The sequence below is a fragment of the Streptomyces sp. SID3212 genome (assembly GCF_009865405.1).
In the GTDB taxonomy this organism is placed as follows: domain Bacteria; phylum Actinomycetota; class Actinomycetes; order Streptomycetales; family Streptomycetaceae; genus Streptomyces.
In genome coordinates this window covers 1-20,435 of sequence record NZ_WWJY01001073.1, presented here as the reverse complement: position 1 = coordinate 20,435, position 20,435 = coordinate 1, and the positions used below count along the sequence as shown (strand labels likewise).

Here is a 20,435-nt window from a genome sequence, read left to right as displayed (position 1 = left end):
CGGACCACCCCCGCCTGCGCGGGGAGAACACTTCATGAGCTGCGAGTTTCGAGGGGCTTTGCAATCCCTTGACTCGGGCGTCGTTGGCTCATACGGACAGTGTGTCAGAGGCGGATGGTGCAATTCGTGGATCTGCAAACGGTTGGCGTGGAGGGGGAGACGTGGTCGATGTTCGGGTGTGGGGTAAGGAGCGAGGGCTCGGGGTGCCTTATCCGCTGATTGGGCATCTGGTGGATACAGGCGTGGTGGCCGGGGAGTTGTGGGACGGGTTCCTGGCTGGGGCGCAACAGCGGGCGGTCGCCGGAGTGTTAGGGGTGGCGCCCGGCGAAGCGCGGTCGGTGGTCTCGTTCTGGGCCGGGTTGCACGATGTCGGGAAGATTCAGCCGGGGTTCCAGTTTCAGAGGGAAGTACTCAGGCACGCGTCGGCCGCTGCGTTGATGGGTGACGAGGCATTCGCGGGTCGGGTGGCGGGGGACGATGGCGTCACGTTGCTGGGGCATCAGGTGGCGAGTGCGCGGGTGTTGCCCGAGTTGCTTGTGAGGGTCGGGTATCCCGAGGTGAGCGGCCCGCTGGCGGGCCGGTTGGTTGTGCGGGTGGCGCAGATGTTGGGTGGGCATCACGGTCGCTATCCCGAACTGCCGCGAGGGCGGTACGCGTTCGATCCGGTGGGGGATCATCCGGAGCTGGGGGTCGGGGGCTGGGAGGCGCAGCGGCGAGAGCACGTGGCGGCTTTACGAGAGGTGTTGGGGCATCCGGCTGCTGTGCCGGCCGGAGCGCGGCTGCCGGTGGAGGTGGCGGTCGTGGTGGCTGGCCTCGTGGTCGTGGCGGACTGGCTGGCCAGCCAGGACAGCTTCGTGGTCCGGCAGCAGTCCGACGCCACCGCCGGGGGCGGCCTGGGGTCGCTGGACGCACTACGGGACCACGCCACTCGCGCGGCGGCGGAGGCCCCCGCCCTGCTGAGGAACGCGGGCCTGGGCCGGGCGCGGTTCACAGTAGGGGGGTTTCGCCGGCGTTTTCCGGAGATCGAGCAGCCGCATCCCTTGCAGATCAGTGTGGACGTGGAGTTGGCGGAGGCAGGGGTGTTCGAGGGTGGGCCCGGTGTGTTGCTGGTGACGGCTCCGCCCGGGGAGGGCAAGACCGAGGTCGCGCTTGCCGCAGCAGCCTCGATGGGCCGGGCAGCGGGATGCCCCGGGATCGCGTTTCTGCTTCCGACAAGAGCGACAGCCGATCAACTCTACGGGCGAATGGCCGCGTTCGGCCGGGCCAACCTCCTGGGGGACACGGCGTTGACGCTGCTCCACGGCGCCGCCGATCTGAACGAGCAGTACGCGCCGGACGACCTGTCCGAGCCGCGCACGCTGACCGATGAACGCGACACGTCACCACGCGACGCATCTTTGTCGGCCGGCTCGTGGCTCCGCACACGCGGGCGGGGCTTGCTGGCTCCCCTGTCGGTCGGCACGGTCGATCAGGCGCTCATAGCGGTGCTCCCGCTACGGCACAACGCGTTACGCCAGTTGGGCCTGGCCGGCAAGACGGTAGTGGTCGACGAGGCGCATGCGTACGACGCCTTCACCCACGCCCTGCTGCTGCGGTTGCTGGTCTGGCTCGGGGCGATGAAGGTTCCGGTAATTCTGCTGTCCGCGACGCTGACCGGCCGTACCGCCACGGGGATGGTGGAGGCGTATCTCACGGGCGCCGGACGGAAGCCCGGTTCGTACGAGCTGCCCGCGCCCGCATACCCCGGGTGGTTGTACGCGGACGCCGTCACCGCCACGGTCACGCTGCCGAGCGGGCCGATCGGTACGAACCGACCCTCCCGCCTCGCCATCGACCTGTTGCCCGTGGCCCACTCCTTCGACCCGGCAGTCGAGAACGGCAGACTGGCCACGCTGCTGCGAGAACTGAACCCCGTTGTGGAGGCCGGCGGTTGCGTTGCCGTGATCTGTACCACGGTCGGCGAGGCCCAGCAGACGTTCAGTGCCTTGCGCGACCATTTCGGTCGGCGGTACGGGCCGAACTACCAGGGCTGGGACGACCGGGTTGTGGACGCGGGAGACACCCTGTCGCAGGAGGGTCCCCGGCTGCGGCTTCTGCACGCCCGGTTCCCCGGTCGGCGCAGGACCGAGATCACCGGCGAGGCCGAGGCGTGGTTCGGACGTGTCGGCAAGGAGGGCGTACGGCGTCCCGCACCGCCGCGTGGCACGATCCTGGTCGCCACTCAGGTCATCGAGCAGTCCCTGGACCTGGACTTCGACCTGATCGTCTCCGACCTTGCGCCGATGGCGCTGCTGTTGCAGCGAGCCGGCCGGGTCTGGCGGCACCGGACTACCGCTCCGTACCGGCCCTCCTGGAGCCGGGGCCCCCGGCTGGCCGTGCTCGTCCCGCTAAATGGGAAAAGTGAGTTCGTCACTCCGGAGTCCTGGGGGGACGTGTACGCCCCGTCGCTGCTGCGCCGCACCCTCGAACGGTTGGAGGACAGGGCCGGTAGGCCCGTGGAGGTGCCCGGCGATGTCCAGGAACTTGTCGACGGCGTCTACGACGCGGAATTCGCGTCGAAGGTCCCCGAGATCCTGTTCCGGGAGGACATCGAGCGGCTGACCGACACCATGGCGCGCGAGGGACTGGCAAGGTTGGTGACCATCCCCATGCCTGACGACGTACGCGCGTTGGACGACCTCACCAGCAGCCACGCCGACGAAGACCTCATCGCGACGCGGCTGGGAGCGGACACCGTCCTGACCCTGCCGGTGTTCGAGGACGCGGAACAACGGCGGTGGCTGGACGAGCACCACAAAGTCCCGCTGCCGGAACACGGTGACGTCCAAGGCGGACGCTTCTCCAGGGCACTGGTACGCGAACTCCTGGGATACGTCGTGCCATTGGCACACGGCGACTGGCGTCGGGCCTGTACGGCAGCCAACGAACCGCCGACCGAATGGCGGGACGAGCCCAACCTCGCCGGCGTCGTGCTGTTGCCGCATGCCACAGGTCCGGAGGGGGCGAAGGGGCCAGCGCTGGGGAAGCGGCGGCTGACGCTCCACCATGAGCTGGGGTTGGTGACCGAGCGGCCCAGCTGATGGGGAGTGCCGCGCTCGCCTTTAGCATCTTAGGGCGCGCCCTTAGACATCTTTGATGAGATTCGCCAACTCTCCTGCGCGTGGGGTCCGTTCAGGTCTAACGTACGTATTGGAGGCCGAGGCCGAGGCCAAGCCGCCCGCTAGGGGTCCGCCCGACAGCCAGTCGGGCGGACCCCTAGCGCCCCACCTGCGCGGGGAGTGGCCTCGGCGGCCAATTGGCGCACCCTTGTGCATCGGCCCACCTCCGCTCGCGCGGAGACCCATCCCACCCTACGCGCCGGCCTGATCGACGCACCTCCCTGTTCGACGTGACGACGACCGGAGTGACCCGCCCGTGTCTACCCCGCTTCCCACCGCGCAGCTCAACTCACCCCACCTCTACGACCTTCAAATCGAGCCGTTCGTTCCGGTCTTGACGCTCCCCACCGACGGCGAGCCGGCCTACTCTCGCGGCCTCGGGTTTCTGCGACTGTTCCTGGACGCGCACCGCATCCTCGGACTCGCCGTCGCGCTGCCGCCCGCGGCTTCCGGATTGTTGCGGGTGCTCTACGCCATCGCGGCACGGATCACCGGTCTCCACAGGGCGGACAACGCGGGGGAGTGGAACGCCCGCCGGTACGAACTGCTCGACGAGCGTCGACAGTTCGATCCGGGAGCGGTGAAGGCGTACTTCGCCCGCTATGCAGGCCGTTTCCGCCTCTTCGATGCCGAGCGGCCATGGATGCAGGATCCGCGGCTGCGCGAGGAGTGTCCGAGTGGCTCGGGGGTCAACAAGCTGGTGATGGCCCGGCCGGCGGGCAACAATCAGGTGTTCTTCGGGCACTTCACCGATGCGGAGCAGGTTTCCCTGGCGTCCGCCGACGCGGTGCTGCACCTGCTGGCGCAGCTCTACTACGGCCCGTCGGGCCAATGCACTCCGCGGACCGTGGCGGGGCAGCGGTTCGGCAACGCCTACGCGGGGCCGTTGCGGAAGGTGCTCTCCTACCATCCCGTGGGGCGCTCGCTGTTCGAGACGTTGCTGCTCGGGCTTCCGTATCCGAACACATGGTCCGGGGGGCATGATTCCGCGACCGACAACTGTCCTTGGGAACGTGACGAGTTGGGTGACCCGCTTGCCGTGCCGACGGCACCGACGGGTCCGCTGGGCGCGCTCACCGAGCAGCACCGGCACGCGGTCCTCCTGACTCCCGGCCCTGGCGGCCGCAGCGTGGTGGATGCGCACATCACGTGGGCACTGCGCGTCAACCGGCCCCCGCACGAGGACCCGTACCTCCTCTGGGACGAGGGAAAGGATCTGCTCAAGCGCCCCCGGGAGGCCGACGCGGACCGGGCGTTATGGCGGGACCTTGACGCGCTGGTGAACGAGGCTCGCGACGATTCGGGCCACCGGCCCTCCGTACTCAGCGACTTGAACAGCCAACTGCCCGAGGACATCGAGGGCTCGCTGCGTGTGCAATCCCTCGGCTTCGACCAGGACGGTCAAACCCGTGACCGTACGTACTTCAGCGGCTCCACGCCGCCGCTGTTCGCCCTGCTCAGGATGTCGGGCGATGATGCGGACAAAGAACTCCGCCTGGGCCTCAGCAGGGGCCGTGAGGCGGCGGAGAAGGCGGCCAACCGTCTGGAGTACGCGTTGCAGACAGCGTGGCGCTCCTATACCAGTCCGTTCGAGAACAACCGTCCGGGCGGTACTGCCAAGGAACGGCGCAAACGCGGCGGACCGTGGCCCGCGCTCGCGCTGGCTGCCTACTGGCCTGCCGCAGAACAGCGCTTCTGGGAGTCGCTCCACGCCCGGGATTTCGCGAGAAGTGCCCAGGTGTTCGGGCGGATCGCCCTACGCGAGTACGACGCGGTGACTCTTCCGATCGCCGCCACTCCTCGGGGGGCCAAGGCCCGCGAGACGGCACGCGGACTGGTGAGGAGCCTGCTGCGCGCCCCCGACCGCGCCTGAGCGGAACACCATCTGCGGGTTCACACCCCGAAGCGGGCGGACCAGGTCCGACAAACAGCAGCACTCCCACCACAACTGACGGCGGAATCGATGAGCGAAGCGAAACCCGCACGAGACCACCCCCCGACCGACCCCAAAGACACAAAGGTGTTTCAAGCATCGTCCACGGAAAAGCAACCGACCTCACGCGAAACAGAATTGGCCAGATACGGCGAATTCGTCGACCGAGTTCGCAAGCTGTGCCGAGAGTCGCCGGGAGCCCAGTCCGCGCTGAGAGCGGGGCTGGGCAAGCCGGTCACCGAGGTCCCGGCCCGCGTGCACGCGGCCCTGCTGCGACCCGGGCTGATCCGGGAGGACCCCACGGGCCGGGGCTACGCGGACAAAGAGCGCGCGTATTACGCGGTCGCCGCGCTCATCGCCGACCGGCCGCGAGCCCAACGCCTGTTCGAGGATGCCGCCCACGCGGATGCCGCGGAACCCGGCGTGCGAGGAGACCAGGTGGGGGAGGAGCGCGACAAGCCCGGGACGACACTCCTTCTGCCTGGCACCAGCCTCGGTGAGAGCATCGCTCTCGCGGTCCGGCGGCGCAGTCCAGACGAGCTCAAGTCGGGCGCTGCCGAATCACGCCTGCACTTGCTCGTACGCCAGGACCTCGACGGCGCCCACCGGATGCTGCCGGGCGTGTTCCGCTGGCTCGGTTCGTCCAGCGTCATCCCCGACTACGCCTGCCTGCTGTACGACCTCAGCAGGTGGCGCTACGGGAGAGATCCCGTCGCCACGCGATGGCTCCAGTCGTTCTACCGGTCCTTGCGCCGTCTGGAGACGGCCGCCGAGCGAAATCCCACGGTTTCGCCCACGTAGTACCGCGCGGCAGCGCGCTCCCTCCCCGCGTACGCCCTCCGCCCGTACGTCCATGTCCACTCCCGTCAGAAGGATCATCGCCGTGCCCACCGCACCCGCCGTCACCCCGGCGCCCCGCTTCCTCGACCTGCACGTACTCCAGGCCCTGCCCTACAACAACGTCAACCGGGACGATCTCGGTTCGCCCAAGGTTCTGACGTTCGGCGGTGTCACCCGTACTCGCGTCTCCAGCCAGGCCTGGAAACGGCCCGTGCGGCTTGCCGTCGAGGAGAGCATCGGAGAAAAGGCGCTGCGTACGCGGCGGCTGCCCGAGCAGGTCTTCCGGGAGCTGGCGCAGCGCGGCTGGCCGGAGGATCTGGCCGCGATGGCCGGCGCGCAGGTGATCCGTTCGACCGAGACCAAACTCGCCCTGGAGAAGGGCGACCGCACCACCGCGTCGCTGTTGTTCCTGCCCGACAGCGCCGCGTCCGCCCTCGCGGACATCGCCGAGGAACACCGGGACGTCCTGGCCAAGGCCCTCGGCAAGGCCGCCGCGGCGAAACCGCTGCTCCCCAAGGACGCTCTCCACCAGATTCTTCGTTCGCGCAACGGCTCCATCGCGCTGTTCGGCCGCATGCTCGCCGAGATCCCCGGGGCGGGAGTCGACGGTGCGGTGCAGGTGGCGCACGCCTTCACCACGCACGCCACCTCCGTACAGGCCGACTTCTTCACCGCCGTGGACGACGTCAACCAATGGGCCGAGGACGCGGGCAGCGCGCACATGAACACCGGCGAATTCAGCACCGGCGTCTTCTACCGCTACGCCACCCTCGACCTGCGCGACCTCGCGTCGAACGTGGCCGCCCTCACCGGCCCGCAGGACGGAACCGCCCCCCCGACCGACGCCGCGTACCTCCGGGACGCCGCCACCCTGCGCGACCTCGCCACGGCCTTCGCCACCGCGTTCCTGGGGACCGTGCCTGGCGCGAAGAAGACCTCCACGGCACCGCACACCCACCCGGACCTGGTGTACATCGCGGTAAGGCCCGACCGGCCGCTGTCCCTGGCCGCCGCCTTCGAGGAGCCCGTACGCGCCAGGGAACACGGCTGGGGACTGCCGTCCCGACAAGCGCTGAGCGAGTACGCGACCCGTATCAACCGGCTGCTGGGCACCACCGAACTTCCGTATGCCGCTCATGCCGGCCTGGACGACAAGCCTCTCACCGGGCTCGGCGCCGCAGCCTCCTCCTACCCTGCTCTGATCGCGGGCGCGGTTGACATCGCGTACCCCGCCGCCGCGGCGGCCAACGCATGACCGGGTTCCTCCTCCATCTTGCCGCACCCCTCCAGTCGTGGGGCGAACACAGCGCCTTCACCCACCGGGACACCGCTACCCACCCCACCCGCTCCGGACTGATCGGCCTGCTGGCCTCGGCCCTGGGCATCCCCCGCGCCGAGGCCGTCGCCGACGGAGCTGACCACAAGGCGTTGTTCGCGCGGTTGACCCAGGTCAGCTTCACGGTGCGGGTCGACCGCCCTGGTACGGTCATCGGCGACTTCCACACCGTCGGAGGCGGCTACCCGCAACACCTGACCGTACCCACCGCGAAAGGTGGCCGCCGTAGCCCGGACGCGGCGACTATCGTCTCCACCCGCTACTACCTCTCCGACGCCGTATTCACCGTCGCGGCCGACTTCACCGACGGCGGTCTCGCCCGGCGCTGCGCCGACGCCGTGGCCGCGCCACGCTGGCCACTCCACCTCGGACGCCGCTCCTGCCCGGCCGGCGCGCTGCTGCTCCTCGCCACAGGCCTAGATGACCCGGTCGCCGAACTGAGCCGGGTCCCGCTGGCCCGTCGCCCCCCGCTGACGACGCCACCGTCCGGCACGGTGAATGTCCGCTTCGTCAGCGACCAGCCCCTTCCGGCTGATCCTCGCCCGGCCGATTCCGTCGCCCCGGACAGCCCCTCCACGCCTGTCGTCGTGACCGTTCTGAACGACGAACCAGTCCGCCTCACCGCCCGTGACCGTGTCCACCGGGCGCGCTCCGCCCACAGCACGACCCGGCCCCTGCCGGTGGATCTGTGCAAGGGCTACGGCACTACGTACCTGGACGCCATCGCCAACCACTTCCCGCCACGAGGAGTCACGTCGTGACCACCACCGACACCGCAGCAACAACGGCAACACCTGCCCCACAGCGCGCCCTTGAGCCAGCGACCGGGGAAGCGTGGCTGACGCGGCTGCTGCTGAACCCCCGCAGCCGCGCCGTCCAGCGCGACCTGCGTAACCTCACCGACCTGCATCGCACGGTCATGAACCTTGTACCCGACCACCTCGGCGATGCTCCCCGTGCCCAGGCCGGCGTTCTCTTCCGGCTGGAGACCGACGGCGCGGGCGACCCGGTCCTCCTGGTCCAGACCCGCACCCGCCCCTCGACCGACCGGCTTCCCAAGGACTATGCGCGCGCGGAAGTCCGCCCCATGGACACACTGCTCACAGCCCTGCGCCCAGGCCTCCTCGTCCGCTACCGGATCGCTGCCAACGCGGTACGCCGCTGCGGCCCCCACAGCACCGCGGGCCGCTGGAAACAGGCCATCCCCCTCCACGGGCCCGAAGCCGACCAGTGGTGGATCGACCGCGCGACCACCGCGGGCCTCGCCGTCCGCACCCTGGTGTCCCGGTCCGCCGACGCGGCCACGACCTGGCACGCCCCCGTCCGGCCTCCGACGCCACCTTCTGCTCCCTCGCCATCCCCGCCCACCGCCTCAGGCGAGAACGCGGGGGCCAAGGGCCGCACGGGCCGTCGTATCGACAGGGCGGTCACCCTCTTCGAAGGTATCGCGCTGATCACCGACCGGGACGCGCTGCGCTCCGCGCTCCTCGACGGCATCGGACGGAGCAAGTCCTACGGTTGCGGCCTGCTCAGCCTCGCCCCCGCCGGTCCAGGAGCGTGACGCGCCGTGGCCGCCGCCCGTTCCTCCCACACGCCGACCTCCGCCCGTCGCCGCGTCGCCTCACCCACCCTAGCCATGCTGCCGCGCGTCGGTGACTCGCTGTCCTTCCTGTACGCGGACATCGTCCGTATCGTCCAGGACGACACCGGCGTCTGCGCCGAAACCACCAGCGAAGCCGGCGACGTCACCCGCGTCTACCTGCCCACCGCCTCCCTGAGCTGCGTGCTACTGGGCCCCGGAACGTCCATCACCCAACCCGCGCTGGCCACGTTCGCGCGCCATGGCACGACTGTCGTCTGCACCGGATCGGGCGGTGTGCGCTGCTACTCCGGCACGGTGCCCACCGCTCTCACCACCCGCTGGCTGGAGCACCAGGTCCATCAGTGGAGCGATGCAGACCGCAGACTCGCCGTTGCCCGGCGGATGTACACATCCCGATTCCAGATCACCGTCCCCGGTACAACCACACTGGAACAATTACGCGGCATGGAGGGCCAGCGCATGAAGGCGCTCTACAAACTCCTCGCCCAGCAACACCGTATCGGCCGCTTCCGACGCTCCTACGACCCCGACTCCTGGGACACACAGGACCCCGTCAACCTCGCCCTGTCCTCGGCCAGCACCTGCCTGTACGGGATCGTCCACTCCGCACTCGTCGCCCTCGGCTGCTCGCCGGCCCTCGGCTTCGTCCACCAAGGCACCCAACTCGCCTTTGTGTACGACATCGCAGATCTCTACAAGGCCGAACTCACCGTCCCCCTCGCCTTCTCGCTTCACGACCAGCCGAACCCCGAAGCTGCGGCCCGGCGCAGCTTCCGCGAACAGCTCCGCCTGTTCAAACTCCTGCCACGCATCGTCGCCGACGTCCAGGCTCTCCTCGCCCCCGACGAGGCCGAACCCCTCGCGGACGGCCACGCCGTCGACATGGTCAACCTCTGGGACCCCACGGCCGGTTCCGTCCCCGCAGGAGTCAACTACGCACCGCAGGAGGCCCCCGATGCGCCATGACCCCGCCTGCCACACCACCGACGTACAGGTCCTGCCATGCCGGCCATGACCATCCTGTCCACGACCGCCGTCCCCGATCATGTACGTGGCGCCCTCACCCGATGGATGATCGAACCCACCCCTGGGCTCTACGTCGGCACTCTCTCCGCTCGCGTCCGAGACGAACTCTGGGCCATTGTCGCCGCGTCCGTGGGTCCCGGCGCCGCTGTGCTCGTCCATCCCGAAGCCAACGAGCAGGGGTTCGCCCTCCGTACCGCAGGCGACCGGCGCCGCACTCCCGTCGACTTCGACGGCCTTGCCCTCATCGCCTTCCGGCCGCAGGACGAGGAGACTCCACCTTCGCGTCCGTCCGGCACCATCAGCCCCGGGCGCCGGCGGTAGGGGTATCCGGAGCCGGTGACCGGGCCGGGCCCGGCTTGTTGAACCTGGGCGTACACGTACTCAACGAAGCCCTGGGCGGGTGCTGGTCCCGGGGCTTCGTGCTGTTGATCGATAGGTCCCGGCTCAGCGCGGCCAGGCGGCTGGCGTGCCCGGTGGCAGGGGGATCTCGTCCAGCCGCAGCCACTGCCCCTGGCATCTCTGGTCAGGCAGGTGGAACCGGACGTCCTGCGCTTCGCCCGAACGTAGGGGCGTCTCGGACCGCCTGCAGCAGGGCACGCAGCCTCTGGTAAGGGGCCTGCGTCGCCCTTTTCGCGTACGCCCTTGGCGCGTAGGGCGGCCAGCGTGAGGGACGCGGTGTTCACTTCGGTACGCCGGTGGCCGTCGGCGTGAGTGATCGTCTCGGGGTGTTCCACAATGAAGGCCAGGGCCTCGGGGCCGGCAACGATGTAGTCACTACCACTACCAGGTCGCCTCGCTGCAGCATCACCTGCGCGCCCGGCTCTACCAGCGAGCCGTTTTGGCGGGTCGACGTGGCCACCTTGCCGACTGGCGGATGTCCATTTTCCGGACCTCGTCGAACTAGCGTGTGCCTATAGAGGCGGTTGCTGGAGACGTACCGGGGCTGAGGATTCCGCTCCATGGAGCCGAGGATGCGCTGGACCGGGGGGTTCAGGAGGGCGGTTCGGTGCTCCGGCTGAGCCTCGTAGACACGTTGTCCATGAGAAATAGACATCGGCTCCTTAGCGTCATCCCCGTTCGTCATTCGTCGTTCGTCGTCGCGGAAGTCGCCCGACGGGACGTGCGACCTTTCCGGATGAATGGGGATGGCAATGGAGCAGGTCTACGACCACGTCATCATCGGTGGGGGGACCGCCGGCGCCGTGCTGGCCGCCCGGCTGTCGGAAGACCCTGACGTCCGTGTGGCCCTCCTGGAGGCCGGAGCCGGGGACGGGCCCGCGGCCGTGCCGGACGCCGATCCCTTGTCGGCGATCGGTCCGTGGGGATCATCCGCGGACTGGGACTACCGGACGATGCCTCAGCCGGCCGGCATGGTTCACCTGCGCGGCCACGCGTCGGGCTACGACGCTTGGGAGCACCTGGGTGCCGTGGGCTGGAACTACCGGGAAATGCTGCCGTTCCTGATGCGCAGCGAGCGGGCCGAGGGCAGAGATCCGCGTTTCCGGGGGCAAACAGGCCCCATGACCATCGAGGAGCCGCCCGCCGCCGGTCCTCTCGCGCAGAGCCTCCATGACGCGGCGGCCGACTCGGGCTTCCCTCTTTGTGAGGACGGCAACGCCCCCCGGGCCGAAGGGGTGTTCTGGGCCGAGAGGAATGGCGTCGGAGGCCGCGGGCAGAGTGCCGCCGAAGGCTATCTCCTGCCGGCGCTCTCACGGCGCAATCTCAAGGTCGTCACGGATGCGCGGGTGCGGCGGCTCCTCATCGACAACGGGCGGTGCCTGGGTGCCGAGTACGTCCGGGACGGCAGGCCGCGTACCGTCCGCGCCGAGCGGGATGTCGTGCTGAGTGCGGGAACCGTCGGATCCCCGCGACTGCTCATGCTCTCAGGCATCGGCCCTGCCGCCCATCTGCGGCGGATCGGGATCCCGGTTCGCGCCGATCTCCCTGGAGTGGGCGCCAATCTGCACGGCCATCCGCCGGCCCGGATCTCCTACGGGGTGAGGAGAACCCCGGTGCCCGGCCCGTCGCGGCAGGCCATGATCCTCACACGTACCGGCCGGTGCGGGGACCCGGATGTGCTGATGACCCTCACGTCCGCGGCGCCGGGGCCGCGAGGGGAGGGCGGCCGGGAGGGCTTCTCGATCCATCTCGCGCTCGCCACCCCCGCAGGCCGGGGGAGTGTGCGGCTGCGCAGCGCGGACCCCTGCTCTCCTCCGCTCGTCGCCCCGGCGTACGTGGCCGAGGGCGGGGACCTGGACCGTATGGTCACCGCCTTGCGCACGGCGCGGCACATCGCGCGGGCCGACGCCCTGTCGGTCTGGCGTGGTGACGAGATCCTCCCCGGCGGCGAGGTGGTCACCGACGACGAGTGCCGTGCGTACGTACGTCACACCGCCGGCACCTGGTTCCACCCGGTGGGCACCTGCCGCATCGGCACGGACGGCGAATCGGTGGTCGACACGGCCCTGCGCGTCCACGGTGTCGACGGGCTGCGGATCGCCGACGCCTCTGTGATGCCGTTGAGCGTCTCGGCGAACACCAACGCGGCCGTCCTGGGCATCGCTGAGCGCGCCGCGCACCTGATCGCCCCCGAGCGCTGTTCGCCGGACGGTCGTCGCCGGGACCGCTCCGTCGAATCAGCCGGTCCGCGCGGTTGAACCAAGGGCAGCCCCAGTTGATCAAGGGCGGCCTCGGAGGCGCCCGGCGCGGTGAGGCCGGCGCAACGGTGACTCTCAGGGGCGGGGTGACCCTCAGGGACGGTGCGCGTGATCGCGGAAGCGGCGCGGATGTGCGGGGTAGACGCCCAGAACGCGTACCTCGGAGGAGAAGAAGCGCAGTTCGTCCAGGGCGTGGGCCACGTGGGTCTCGTCGGGGCTGCCCTCGATCTCGATGTAGAAGCGGCTGGGCCGCGTCCCGGCCCCGAGCTGGTAGCTCTCGATCTTGGTGAGGTTGACGGCGTTGCTGGCGAATCCGCCCAGTGCCTTGTAGAGGGCGCTGGGGATGTTGCGGACCAGGAAGAACAGACTGGTCACCGTCGGAACGCCGGCCTCCGGCGCAGGTCCCGGATCGCGCGAGAGGACGACGAAACGCGTGGTGTTGTCCGGGTCGTCCTCGACACCGGACCTCAGAACGCGCAGCCCGTGCAGCTCCGCCGCGGCCGGAGGGGCGAGGGCGGCCTGCCGGGGATCGCGCGACTCCGCCACCTCGCGCGCCGCCCCCGCGGTGTCGTCGCTGACGAGGGTCCGCCAGCCGCCCTCCCGCAGGACCTTCCGGCACTGACTCAGCGCGTGGACGTGGCTGCGTACGGTCTCGACCTGCTCCAGCGATCCGTCCGGTACGCCCATGAGGTCGAAGCGGATGTCGAGGAAGTACTCCCCGATGATGGACAGACCGGAGTCCGGCAGCAGGTGGTGCACGTCCGCCACCCGTCCGGCCGCCGAGTTGTCCACCGGGATGACCGCGAGGTCGGCGGACCCCAGGAGCACGGCGTCGAGCGCCTGGTCGAAGCCGGTGCAGGGCAGCCCTTGGCTCCCCGGGTACAAGTGGGCCACTGCGGTCGCCGAGTTGGAGCCCGGTTCGCCCTGGTAAGCGATGACTGTCATAGGTGGTGCCGTGTCCTGTTCAGGAGGTTGTGCCGGTCGCGGGGAGAAGGCTGGTGGTGAACCGGGCGTGCTGGAGGACCGGCACACTCCCTGTCATGATCGATTCAAGGGGGTGAACGCTCCGGGCGCGCGGCAGCGCGTACTGGTACGCCGCCGCGTACACGTCGCGCACCAGATGGTGTGATTCTTCCACTCCCTCGGCGATGCGCGGGGCCGCAGCCCCGGCGTCCGAAGCCGCCGCGAGCGTCAGGTCCCGTCGTACGGTCTCCCGCCTCCGGTCCAGCGCGGCACCCAGGTTTACGGTGGGCGCGCCGGGCGGTACGGGCCCGGGGGTCAGCCGTGCGGTGGTCTCCAGCAGGTGCCTCGCGGCCCCCATCGCCATCGCGGTGACCGCGACCCACAGGAACTCCGCCTCTTTCGCCCGCAGCTCCCGGCCCGCCGCACAGGCGGTCAGCCCCGCCGGTATGAACAGGTCGCGCAGCCGTATCAGCAGAGCGTCGTCGTCGACCGCGCCCGAGCGCTCCAGCGCCCCGACCCCCACGACGTACAGCGGACGGCACTCCGCCGGGCGGCCGTCTCCCGCAGGCGGAGTCCGCAGGGCCAGCCACCGTGCCCGCCGGTACGCCGGGGGCAGTCGCCATACCCCGGAAAGCAGCCGGCCCCCCTCGGTGGGCCGTGCCGACGGGACGTGGTCGCCCGCGCCGTCGGCGGGAGAAGCCCGGGGGAAGGGGGCGGCCCAGTTGTGCGCCCGGCAGAACGAGTCCCACGCCCCGGTCGGATCGGCGTGGCCCAGACGCTCGTACACGTCGAACACCCGAGGCAGGCCCGCATCCGGTCCGGCCGGGCGGTCGTCCGGCACTCCCGCCGCGTTCGAAGCGCTCGGCCAGGGCGGATTCGTCATCAGTACATCCCGATTGTCGAAACAATGATCTTTCGCGCAAGTGCCACTCTTCGGCGTCGGCGCAGACAAAACGCATATGCGGCATGCTGGTCCGGCCCCAGGGCCGCGCCCGCCCGCACTGCCCGCCCTCCGTCGGACGGGCGGATGCCTTGACGGTTTCTCCCTATTAGCCTAGCTTGCTATGATATTGCGTTCACTCGACGAGCAGAGGAACGGCGTGGTGGCGGGGCAAGGCGTGAGGTTCTCTCTCCTGGGTCCGGTCCGCGCGTGGCGCGACACCGCCGAGCTCGCTCTTGGACCTCGTCAACAGCGGGCGGTGCTCGCCGTGTTGCTGTTGAACAACCGTTCCCAGGTCTCGGTGGACCAGCTTGTCGACGCCTTGTGGGGAGGTCGCCCGCCGGCCTCCGCCCCGGCTCTCGTACGCACCTATATCACCGGACTGCGCAAGGTCCTGCCGTCGAGCGACTGCCCTATCCGGACCCGGAGCGGCAGCTACGGTCTCTCGGTGCCTCTCCAGAGTGTGGACGTGGAACGCGTTCGGCGGCTGATCTCGCTCACCCATGAGGCTCGGGATCCCGCCGACCGGATCGCCGCCGCCGCCCGGCTGCGCGAGGAATCCGGCCTCTGGTCCGCCGGCCCCCTGGGTGACCTCGGCAACTCCTTCGCTCCGGCGTTGCGCGGTACGTTGGAAGAGCTGCGCCTGCTCGCGGTCGAGGAGTGCGCGTTCGCGGACGTGGAATCCGGCCGCCACGCGTCCGCAGCAGCCGAACTCGTCGGCCTGGTCAGGGCCCACCCCCTGCGCGAGCGCCTGCACGAACTCCTGATGCTCGCCCTCTACCGGTCGGGACGCCAGGCCGAGGCGCTCGCGACCTACGACCAGGTGCGGCTCCTGCTCCGGGAGGAGCTGGGCGTGGATCCCGGCCCGGGGCTCCGGACGCTGCACCTCCAGATCCTCCAGGCCGAACCGGGACTGTCCCTGCCGGAGGTGGAGCCGGACCGGCACAGCGTGAGCTCCCGGGTCCGGGAAGCCGTATCCGGCGAAGAGCCCGCAGGAGAAGCCGGTTCACCGCCACGTCCCGCGCAGCTGCCCCAGGATCTGACACTGTTCGTGGCCCGTACCCGGGAGTTGGCGTACCTGGACGCCCTGGTTCCCGGCCCCGGCGCTCCCGCCGACGCGGTCACCGTCGTCACCATTGACGGATCTCCCGGGACGGGCAAGTCGACACTCGCCGTGCACTGGGCCCACCGGGTCGCCCACCACTTCCCCGACGGCCAGCTGTACATCGATCTCAAGGGCTTCAGCGGCACCCGGCCGGTGCGTCCCGCCCAGATCCAGCAGAACTTCCTCCACGCGCTCGGCGTACGGCCCGAATCCATGCCGCCCGCGGGCGATCCACGGACCGGCCTCTACCGCAGCGTGATGTCGGACAAGCGTCTCCTCCTGATCCTGGACAACGCCCAGGACGCGGAGCAGGTACGCACGCTGCTGCCGGCGGCGCCGGGGTGCCGGGTCGTGGTGACCAGTCGTAACCGTCTTCCCGCCCTGGTGGCCGGAGCGGGAGCACATCCGCTGACCCTCGACCTCTTCGATCCCGACGACGCCCGGGAGAGCCTCACCCGCAGGATCGGACTCGCCCGCAGCGGGGCGGAACCGCGGGCGGTCGCCGAGATCACCGCACTCTGCGCCCGACTGCCCCTGGCCCTCGCGGTCGTGGCAGCCCGCGCCCAGGCGCACCCTCACTTCCCGTTGGCAGGCATCGCCGCCGAACTGCGCGGCACCCACGGGAGCCTGGACGCCTTCACGGGCGACGGGTCCGTCGACGTCCGCGCGGTCTTCTCCTGGTCCTACCACCAACTCAGCGCACCCGCCCGGGAGATGTTCCGGATGTTCTCCCTCCACCACGCACCCGACATCTCCACGGCCGCCGCCGCCAGTCTCACCGCCTCCTCCCCGCGGCAGGGCCGCGCGCTGACCGGCGAGTTGTCCCGTGCGCAGATGATCTCCGAACCGCATCCGGGACGCTTCACCCTGCACGACCTGCTCAGGGCGTACGCACTCGAACTCAGCGAGGACGAGGACTCCGAGGCCGAACGCGCCGCGGCCCTCGGGCGCCTGTTCGACCACTACCAGCACAGCGCCTACAGCGCCCACCTGCGGCTGCGCCCGCACAACCCCCCGCCCCCGCCGCCGGCGCCACGGGCGGGCGTCCTGCCGGAGAACCTCCGTGACCTGGACGCGGCCCGCGCCTGGTTCGACGCCGAGCGGCTGGTACTCGCCGCCACGGTCGAACACGCCGCCGATGCGGGCGCGGCCGGGAGCGCCTGGCGGCTCGCCCTCAGTCTGGGCCTGCACCACCAGCGCAGTGGCCGGTATTTCGACTGGGCGACCACCATGCGCCTCGCCCTGGAGGCCGCCGAGCGAAGCGGGGACCGGACGGGGCAGGCCCATATGCACCGCAGCCTCGCCGGGGCCCGTCACTACCTGGGCGACAGTGATCAGGCCCTCGTACACCTGCGGGAAGCGCGGGACCTGTTCACCGAGCTGGGGTGCGGCCGCGAGCGCGCCTACGTCCACAGCAATGTCGCGACCGTCCTGGCCGACCAGGGCCACCACCGGCAGGCGGAAGAACAACACCGCCACGCGCTGGAGCTGTACCGGAAGGAACACCACCGCGCGGGTGAGGCGAACGCCCTGGAAGGCATCGGAGCCTGCCGAACCGCTCTGGGACAGCATGCTCAGGCCATCGAACTGGTCCAGGAAGCCCTCGATCTCTTCCAGGTGCTCAACGACCGCAACGGCCAGGCCGTCTGCTGGTCCTCACTCGGCGACGCCCACAGCGCACTGGGCCGCCATCAGGAGGCCGACGGGTTCTACCGGCGCGCCCTTTCGATCGACATCGAGTTGGGCAACCGCGCCAACCAGGGAGAGGTCCTGCTGCGGATGGGCACCGTCCAGCTGGAGACGGACAAGCCGGACGGCGCGCGGCGGTGCTGGCTCGAAGCCCTGGCGATCATGGAAGAACTGAAGCATCCCAAGGCCGCGCTGGTGCGCCAGAAGCTCGCCGCGCTGTAGCGGGGCCCACGGCCGGAGCCACCGTTTCCGACAGGACTCTTGCGGGACGCGGGGACGCCCTTTACTCTCCCTTCAACTGTTAGGAAAACTTCCTAACAATTCTCTCCGGTTGTTTCCGGGTTTCCCGTCAGCCGGGTTTCCCGTCAGTACGCCACAGCACGTCGATCGACCCTCGTGGAAGAGAAGCCATCATGGAAGGGGATCGGATTCGCATGGGAGCGAGAAGCAGAAGGCGAAGTGTGTTCGTTGTCGCCGTGGCCGCCGTCCTGTCGCTGTTAGGAGGTGCCGGGGCCGCGACGTCCTCGGCCCGGGTGGCGCAGGCCGCCGATGTCCTGGTGTCCCGGGGCAAACCCGCCACAGCGTCGTCGACCGAGGGAAGCGGCTTCGAGGCGGCACGGGCCGTCGACGGAAGCGCGACCACCCGCTGGGCGAGCGCGGAGGGAGTGGATCCGCAGTGGATCAGCGTCGACCTCGGCGGTACGTACACCATCTCCCAGGTCAAGCTCAACTGGGAGGCCGCGTACGCCACGTCGTACCGGATCCAGACCTCCGCCAACGGCTCCAGCTGGACGGATGTCCACACGACGACCACCGGCGACGGAGCGACCGACGACCTGACGGTCAACGGCACCGGCCGCTACGTCCGGGTGTACGGCACCGCTCGAGGAACCGCGTTCGGCTACTCCCTCCTGGAGTTCGAGGTCTACGGCACCGGCGGTGGCAGCGGGAGTGACACCACCGCTCCCTCGGCCCCGGGCGATCTCCGCTCGGCCGGCACCACGTCGACCAGTGTGTCCCTCGCCTGGAACCCCTCCACCGACAACGTCGGAGTCACCGGCTACCAGATCCACCGCGGCGGCCAACTGGCGGCGACCACCGCCGGTACCACCCACACCGATTCCGGGCTCACCCCGGCAACCGCCTACAGCTACACCGTCCGCGCCGTCGACGCGGCCGGCAACACCTCCCCCGCGAGCGCCACCCTGACCGCCACCACCCGGCCGGGCGGCGGCGGGACGACGATCGACGTCGCGACCTCGGCCCAGCTGGTGGGTGCCCTCGCCGCGGTCCAGCCCGGACAGACGATCCGGCTCGCGGCCGGTGAGTACCGCGGAGCCTTCGCCACCCAGCGTCCCGGTACGGTGTCCGCGCCGATCACCCTGACCGGCCCGGAGAACGCCGTCCTGGTCAACGACGGCCCGTCCGGAGAAGCCCCCGACTGCCCCGCCCCGACGGCGGGCTGGGACTCCGGCTACGGCCTCTGGCTGTACGGCGCCCCGTACTGGAAGCTCAACGGCTTCACCGTCAAGGACTCCAAGAAGGGCATCGTCCTCGACAACTCCCACCACGTGACCCTCGACGGCGTGTACGTGCACCACGTCGACGAGGAGGCCGTGCACTTCCGGCGTTCGTCGTCCGACGGCGTGATCCAGAACTCCCGGATCACCGACACCGGGCTGGTTCAGAAGGGGTACGGCGAGGGCGTGTACATCGGATCCGCCGGCTCGAACTGGGGCTGCCACGGCAACACCGGCGGGGTGGACCGGGCCGACCGCGTCCAGGTGGTCAACAACCGGATTGGTCCCGGCATCGCGGCCGAGCCGATCGATGTGAAGGAGGGCACGACCGGCGGCGTCGTCCGAGGCAACACCTTCAACGGCACGGGCATCAGCGGGCAGAACTCTGCGGACTCCTGGGTGGACGTGAAGGGCATCAACTACCTCATCGAGAACAACACCGGCACCTTCGCCCCGCCCGGCACCTTCGCCAACGGCTACGAGACCCACAACCCCTCGACCAGCCCGTCCTTCCAGAACGGCTGCGGCAATGTGTGGCGGGGCAACCGGTCCGACCTCGGCGGCGCCGGAGCGTACGCGATCAAGATCACTTCCACGTCCCAGTGCGCGGGCAACCCGAACGTCGTCCACGCGAGCAACACGGCCACCAACGCCCCGTCCGGCCTGACCAACATCCCGGTCACCCCCTAGGGTCCGCCGAGCAGCCCCCGGACAGCGTTTCCAGACACCGGCCGGGCCCCGCACGGGCCCGGCCGGTACAGGCGTCCCGCCCCCTCGCGCATACCGGCGCCCGGCATCACCAAGGTTGCGGCCCCGCGCTGTTGAAGAAGCCGCCCGTCGGCCCGTCCCCGCCGGCCGAGGCCATCCGGACGACGATCTCGGCCCCTTCCCCGACGGTCCTGTCGCCGCCCCCTCCGTTGAAGTCGGTCACGGTGTAACCGGGGTCGACGCAGTTGATCCGCATTCCCGGGTACGCCTTCGCGTACTGCACCGTGATCATGTTGAGCGCGGTCTTGGACGACTGGTAGGCGAGCACGGCGAACGAGGACGCGAGCGTGTCGGGGTCGCTGTTGAGCGCCAGCGAGCCGAGCGCGCTGCCGAGGTTGACGACGACCGGCGCCGCCGACTTCTCCAGAAGCGGCAGGAAGGCGTGCGTGACCCGGACGACGCCGAACACATTGGTTTCGTACACGTGCCGAACGGCCTCTGCCGTGACGTCACCCACCGCCTCCGTACCACCGAGGATCCCCGCGTTGTTGACCAGAACGTCCAACTCCCCGACGGTCGCGACCGCGGCGGAGACCGATGCCTCGTCGGTGACGTCCAGCTGGACGAACCGGGCCCCCAGTGTGTGTGCGGCGGCAGCTCCCCGTTCCGGGTCCCGCGCCCCGATCCACACGTCGTGACCAGCGCCGATCAGCTGGCGCGCGGTCTCGTACCCCAGCCCTTTGTTGCTTCCGGTGATCAGTGTTGTCGTCATGTCCTCATGCTCACCGGCCAGGGCCGGGAACAGCAGGTACTGCCAGTACCACCAAGGCCGCCTCCCCACCCCCGGGCTGCCCCGGGCGTATATTCGAGGGCTATGGAGTTCGGCAGAGAGCTGCGCCGCTGGCGGGAGCGGACCCGCCCGGAGTCGGTCGGCCTGCCGCCGCCGGGCCCGCGCCG

14 protein-coding genes are annotated in these 20,435 nt (G+C 70.0%); 11 read left to right on the top strand and 3 right to left on the bottom strand.

Going from position 1 to position 20,435, the window contains the following annotated elements; all coding sequences use genetic code 11:
- Positions 1–101: 101 nt before the first annotated feature.
- The 9 genes from cas3 to GT042_RS31700 all read left to right on the top strand — a co-directional run bounded on the left by cas3 (position 102) and on the right by GT042_RS31700 (position 12,553).
- Positions 102–3,080: a CRISPR-associated helicase Cas3' gene (gene cas3 / locus GT042_RS31740; RefSeq protein WP_345944000.1), complete on the top strand. Its 2,979-nt coding sequence runs from the start codon at positions 102–104 to the stop codon at positions 3,078–3,080.
- A gap of 334 nt (positions 3,081–3,414) precedes the next feature.
- Complete coding sequence (casA, locus tag GT042_RS31735; RefSeq protein WP_345943999.1) at positions 3,415–5,031, top strand: type I-E CRISPR-associated protein Cse1/CasA; 1,617 nt, start codon at positions 3,415–3,417, stop codon at positions 5,029–5,031.
- 198 nt (positions 5,032–5,229) lie between these two features.
- Complete coding sequence (gene casB, locus GT042_RS31730; RefSeq protein WP_161312142.1) at positions 5,230–5,892, top strand: type I-E CRISPR-associated protein Cse2/CasB; 663 nt, start codon at positions 5,230–5,232, stop codon at positions 5,890–5,892.
- Positions 5,893–5,974: 82 nt separating this feature from the next.
- On the top strand, positions 5,975–7,186 hold the full coding sequence (gene cas7e, locus GT042_RS31725; protein ID WP_345943998.1) for a type I-E CRISPR-associated protein Cas7/Cse4/CasC: 1,212 nt from the start codon (positions 5,975–5,977) through the stop codon (positions 7,184–7,186).
- Positions 7,183–8,028 (top strand): type I-E CRISPR-associated protein Cas5/CasD, encoded by an 846-nt coding sequence (cas5e, locus tag GT042_RS31720; protein WP_161312140.1) that lies wholly within the window; start codon positions 7,183–7,185, stop codon positions 8,026–8,028. Before cas7e ends, cas5e begins: the two co-directional genes overlap by 4 nt.
- The gene (locus GT042_RS31715; RefSeq protein WP_161312139.1) at positions 8,025–8,828 is read left to right on the top strand and encodes a type I-E CRISPR-associated protein Cas6/Cse3/CasE; all 804 of its coding nucleotides are present in this window, start codon (positions 8,025–8,027) and stop codon (positions 8,826–8,828) included. Before cas5e ends, GT042_RS31715 begins: the two co-directional genes overlap by 4 nt.
- Before the next feature lie 75 nt (positions 8,829–8,903).
- The gene (gene cas1e, locus GT042_RS31710; RefSeq protein ID WP_161312143.1) at positions 8,904–9,836 is read left to right on the top strand and encodes a type I-E CRISPR-associated endonuclease Cas1e; all 933 of its coding nucleotides are present in this window, start codon (positions 8,904–8,906) and stop codon (positions 9,834–9,836) included.
- A 36-nt stretch (positions 9,837–9,872) separates the two neighbouring features.
- Positions 9,873–10,217 (top strand): type I-E CRISPR-associated endoribonuclease Cas2e, encoded by a 345-nt coding sequence (gene cas2e, locus GT042_RS31705; protein ID WP_161312138.1) that lies wholly within the window; start codon positions 9,873–9,875, stop codon positions 10,215–10,217.
- An 824-nt stretch (positions 10,218–11,041) separates the two neighbouring features.
- Positions 11,042–12,553: a GMC oxidoreductase gene (locus tag GT042_RS31700; RefSeq protein WP_161312137.1), complete on the top strand. Its 1,512-nt coding sequence runs from the start codon at positions 11,042–11,044 to the stop codon at positions 12,551–12,553.
- A 93-nt stretch (positions 12,554–12,646) separates the two neighbouring features.
- Here the strand turns inward: GT042_RS31700 and GT042_RS31695 are convergent, their stop codons facing one another.
- A complete protein-coding gene (locus tag GT042_RS31695; protein WP_161312136.1) occupies positions 12,647–13,498 on the bottom strand; it encodes a prephenate dehydratase in 852 nt (283 codons plus the stop codon).
- A gap of 19 nt (positions 13,499–13,517) precedes the next feature.
- On the bottom strand, positions 13,518–14,399 hold the full coding sequence (locus tag GT042_RS31690) for a hypothetical protein (protein ID WP_161312135.1): 882 nt from the start codon (positions 14,397–14,399) through the stop codon (positions 13,518–13,520).
- Between the two features lie 505 nt (positions 14,400–14,904).
- Between GT042_RS31690 and GT042_RS31685 the strand changes: the two genes are divergently transcribed.
- A complete protein-coding gene (locus GT042_RS31685) occupies positions 14,905–17,472 on the top strand; it encodes a BTAD domain-containing putative transcriptional regulator (protein WP_345943997.1) in 2,568 nt (855 codons plus the stop codon).
- Between the two features lie 239 nt (positions 17,473–17,711).
- Positions 17,712–19,460 (top strand): discoidin domain-containing protein, encoded by a 1,749-nt coding sequence (locus GT042_RS31680; RefSeq protein ID WP_345943996.1) that lies wholly within the window; start codon positions 17,712–17,714, stop codon positions 19,458–19,460.
- A 106-nt stretch (positions 19,461–19,566) separates the two neighbouring features.
- Here GT042_RS31680 and GT042_RS31675 read toward each other — a convergent pair whose 3' ends face one another.
- Positions 19,567–20,250, bottom strand: coding sequence for an SDR family NAD(P)-dependent oxidoreductase (locus GT042_RS31675; RefSeq protein ID WP_161312132.1), 684 nt, complete (start codon positions 20,248–20,250; stop codon positions 19,567–19,569).
- Positions 20,251–20,435: the final 185 nt, after the last annotated feature.

Bases quoted from the DNA above. Each gene is read 5' to 3' on its own strand.
- GT042_RS31695 (WP_161312136.1), bottom strand. From the start codon at position 13,498: ATGACAGTCATCGCTTACCAGGGCGAACCGGGCTCCAACTCGGCGACC.
- GT042_RS31700 (WP_161312137.1), top strand. From the start codon at position 11,042: ATGGCAATGGAGCAGGTCTACGACCACGTCATCATCGGTGGGGGGACC.
- cas1e (WP_161312143.1), top strand. From the start codon at position 8,904: ATGCTGCCGCGCGTCGGTGACTCGCTGTCCTTCCTGTACGCGGACATC.
- cas2e (WP_161312138.1), top strand. From the start codon at position 9,873: ATGCCGGCCATGACCATCCTGTCCACGACCGCCGTCCCCGATCATGTA.
- GT042_RS31675 (WP_161312132.1), bottom strand. From the start codon at position 20,250: ATGACGACAACACTGATCACCGGAAGCAACAAAGGGCTGGGGTACGAG.
- cas5e (WP_161312140.1), top strand. From the start codon at position 7,183: ATGACCGGGTTCCTCCTCCATCTTGCCGCACCCCTCCAGTCGTGGGGC.
- GT042_RS31690 (WP_161312135.1), bottom strand. From the start codon at position 14,399: ATGACGAATCCGCCCTGGCCGAGCGCTTCGAACGCGGCGGGAGTGCCG.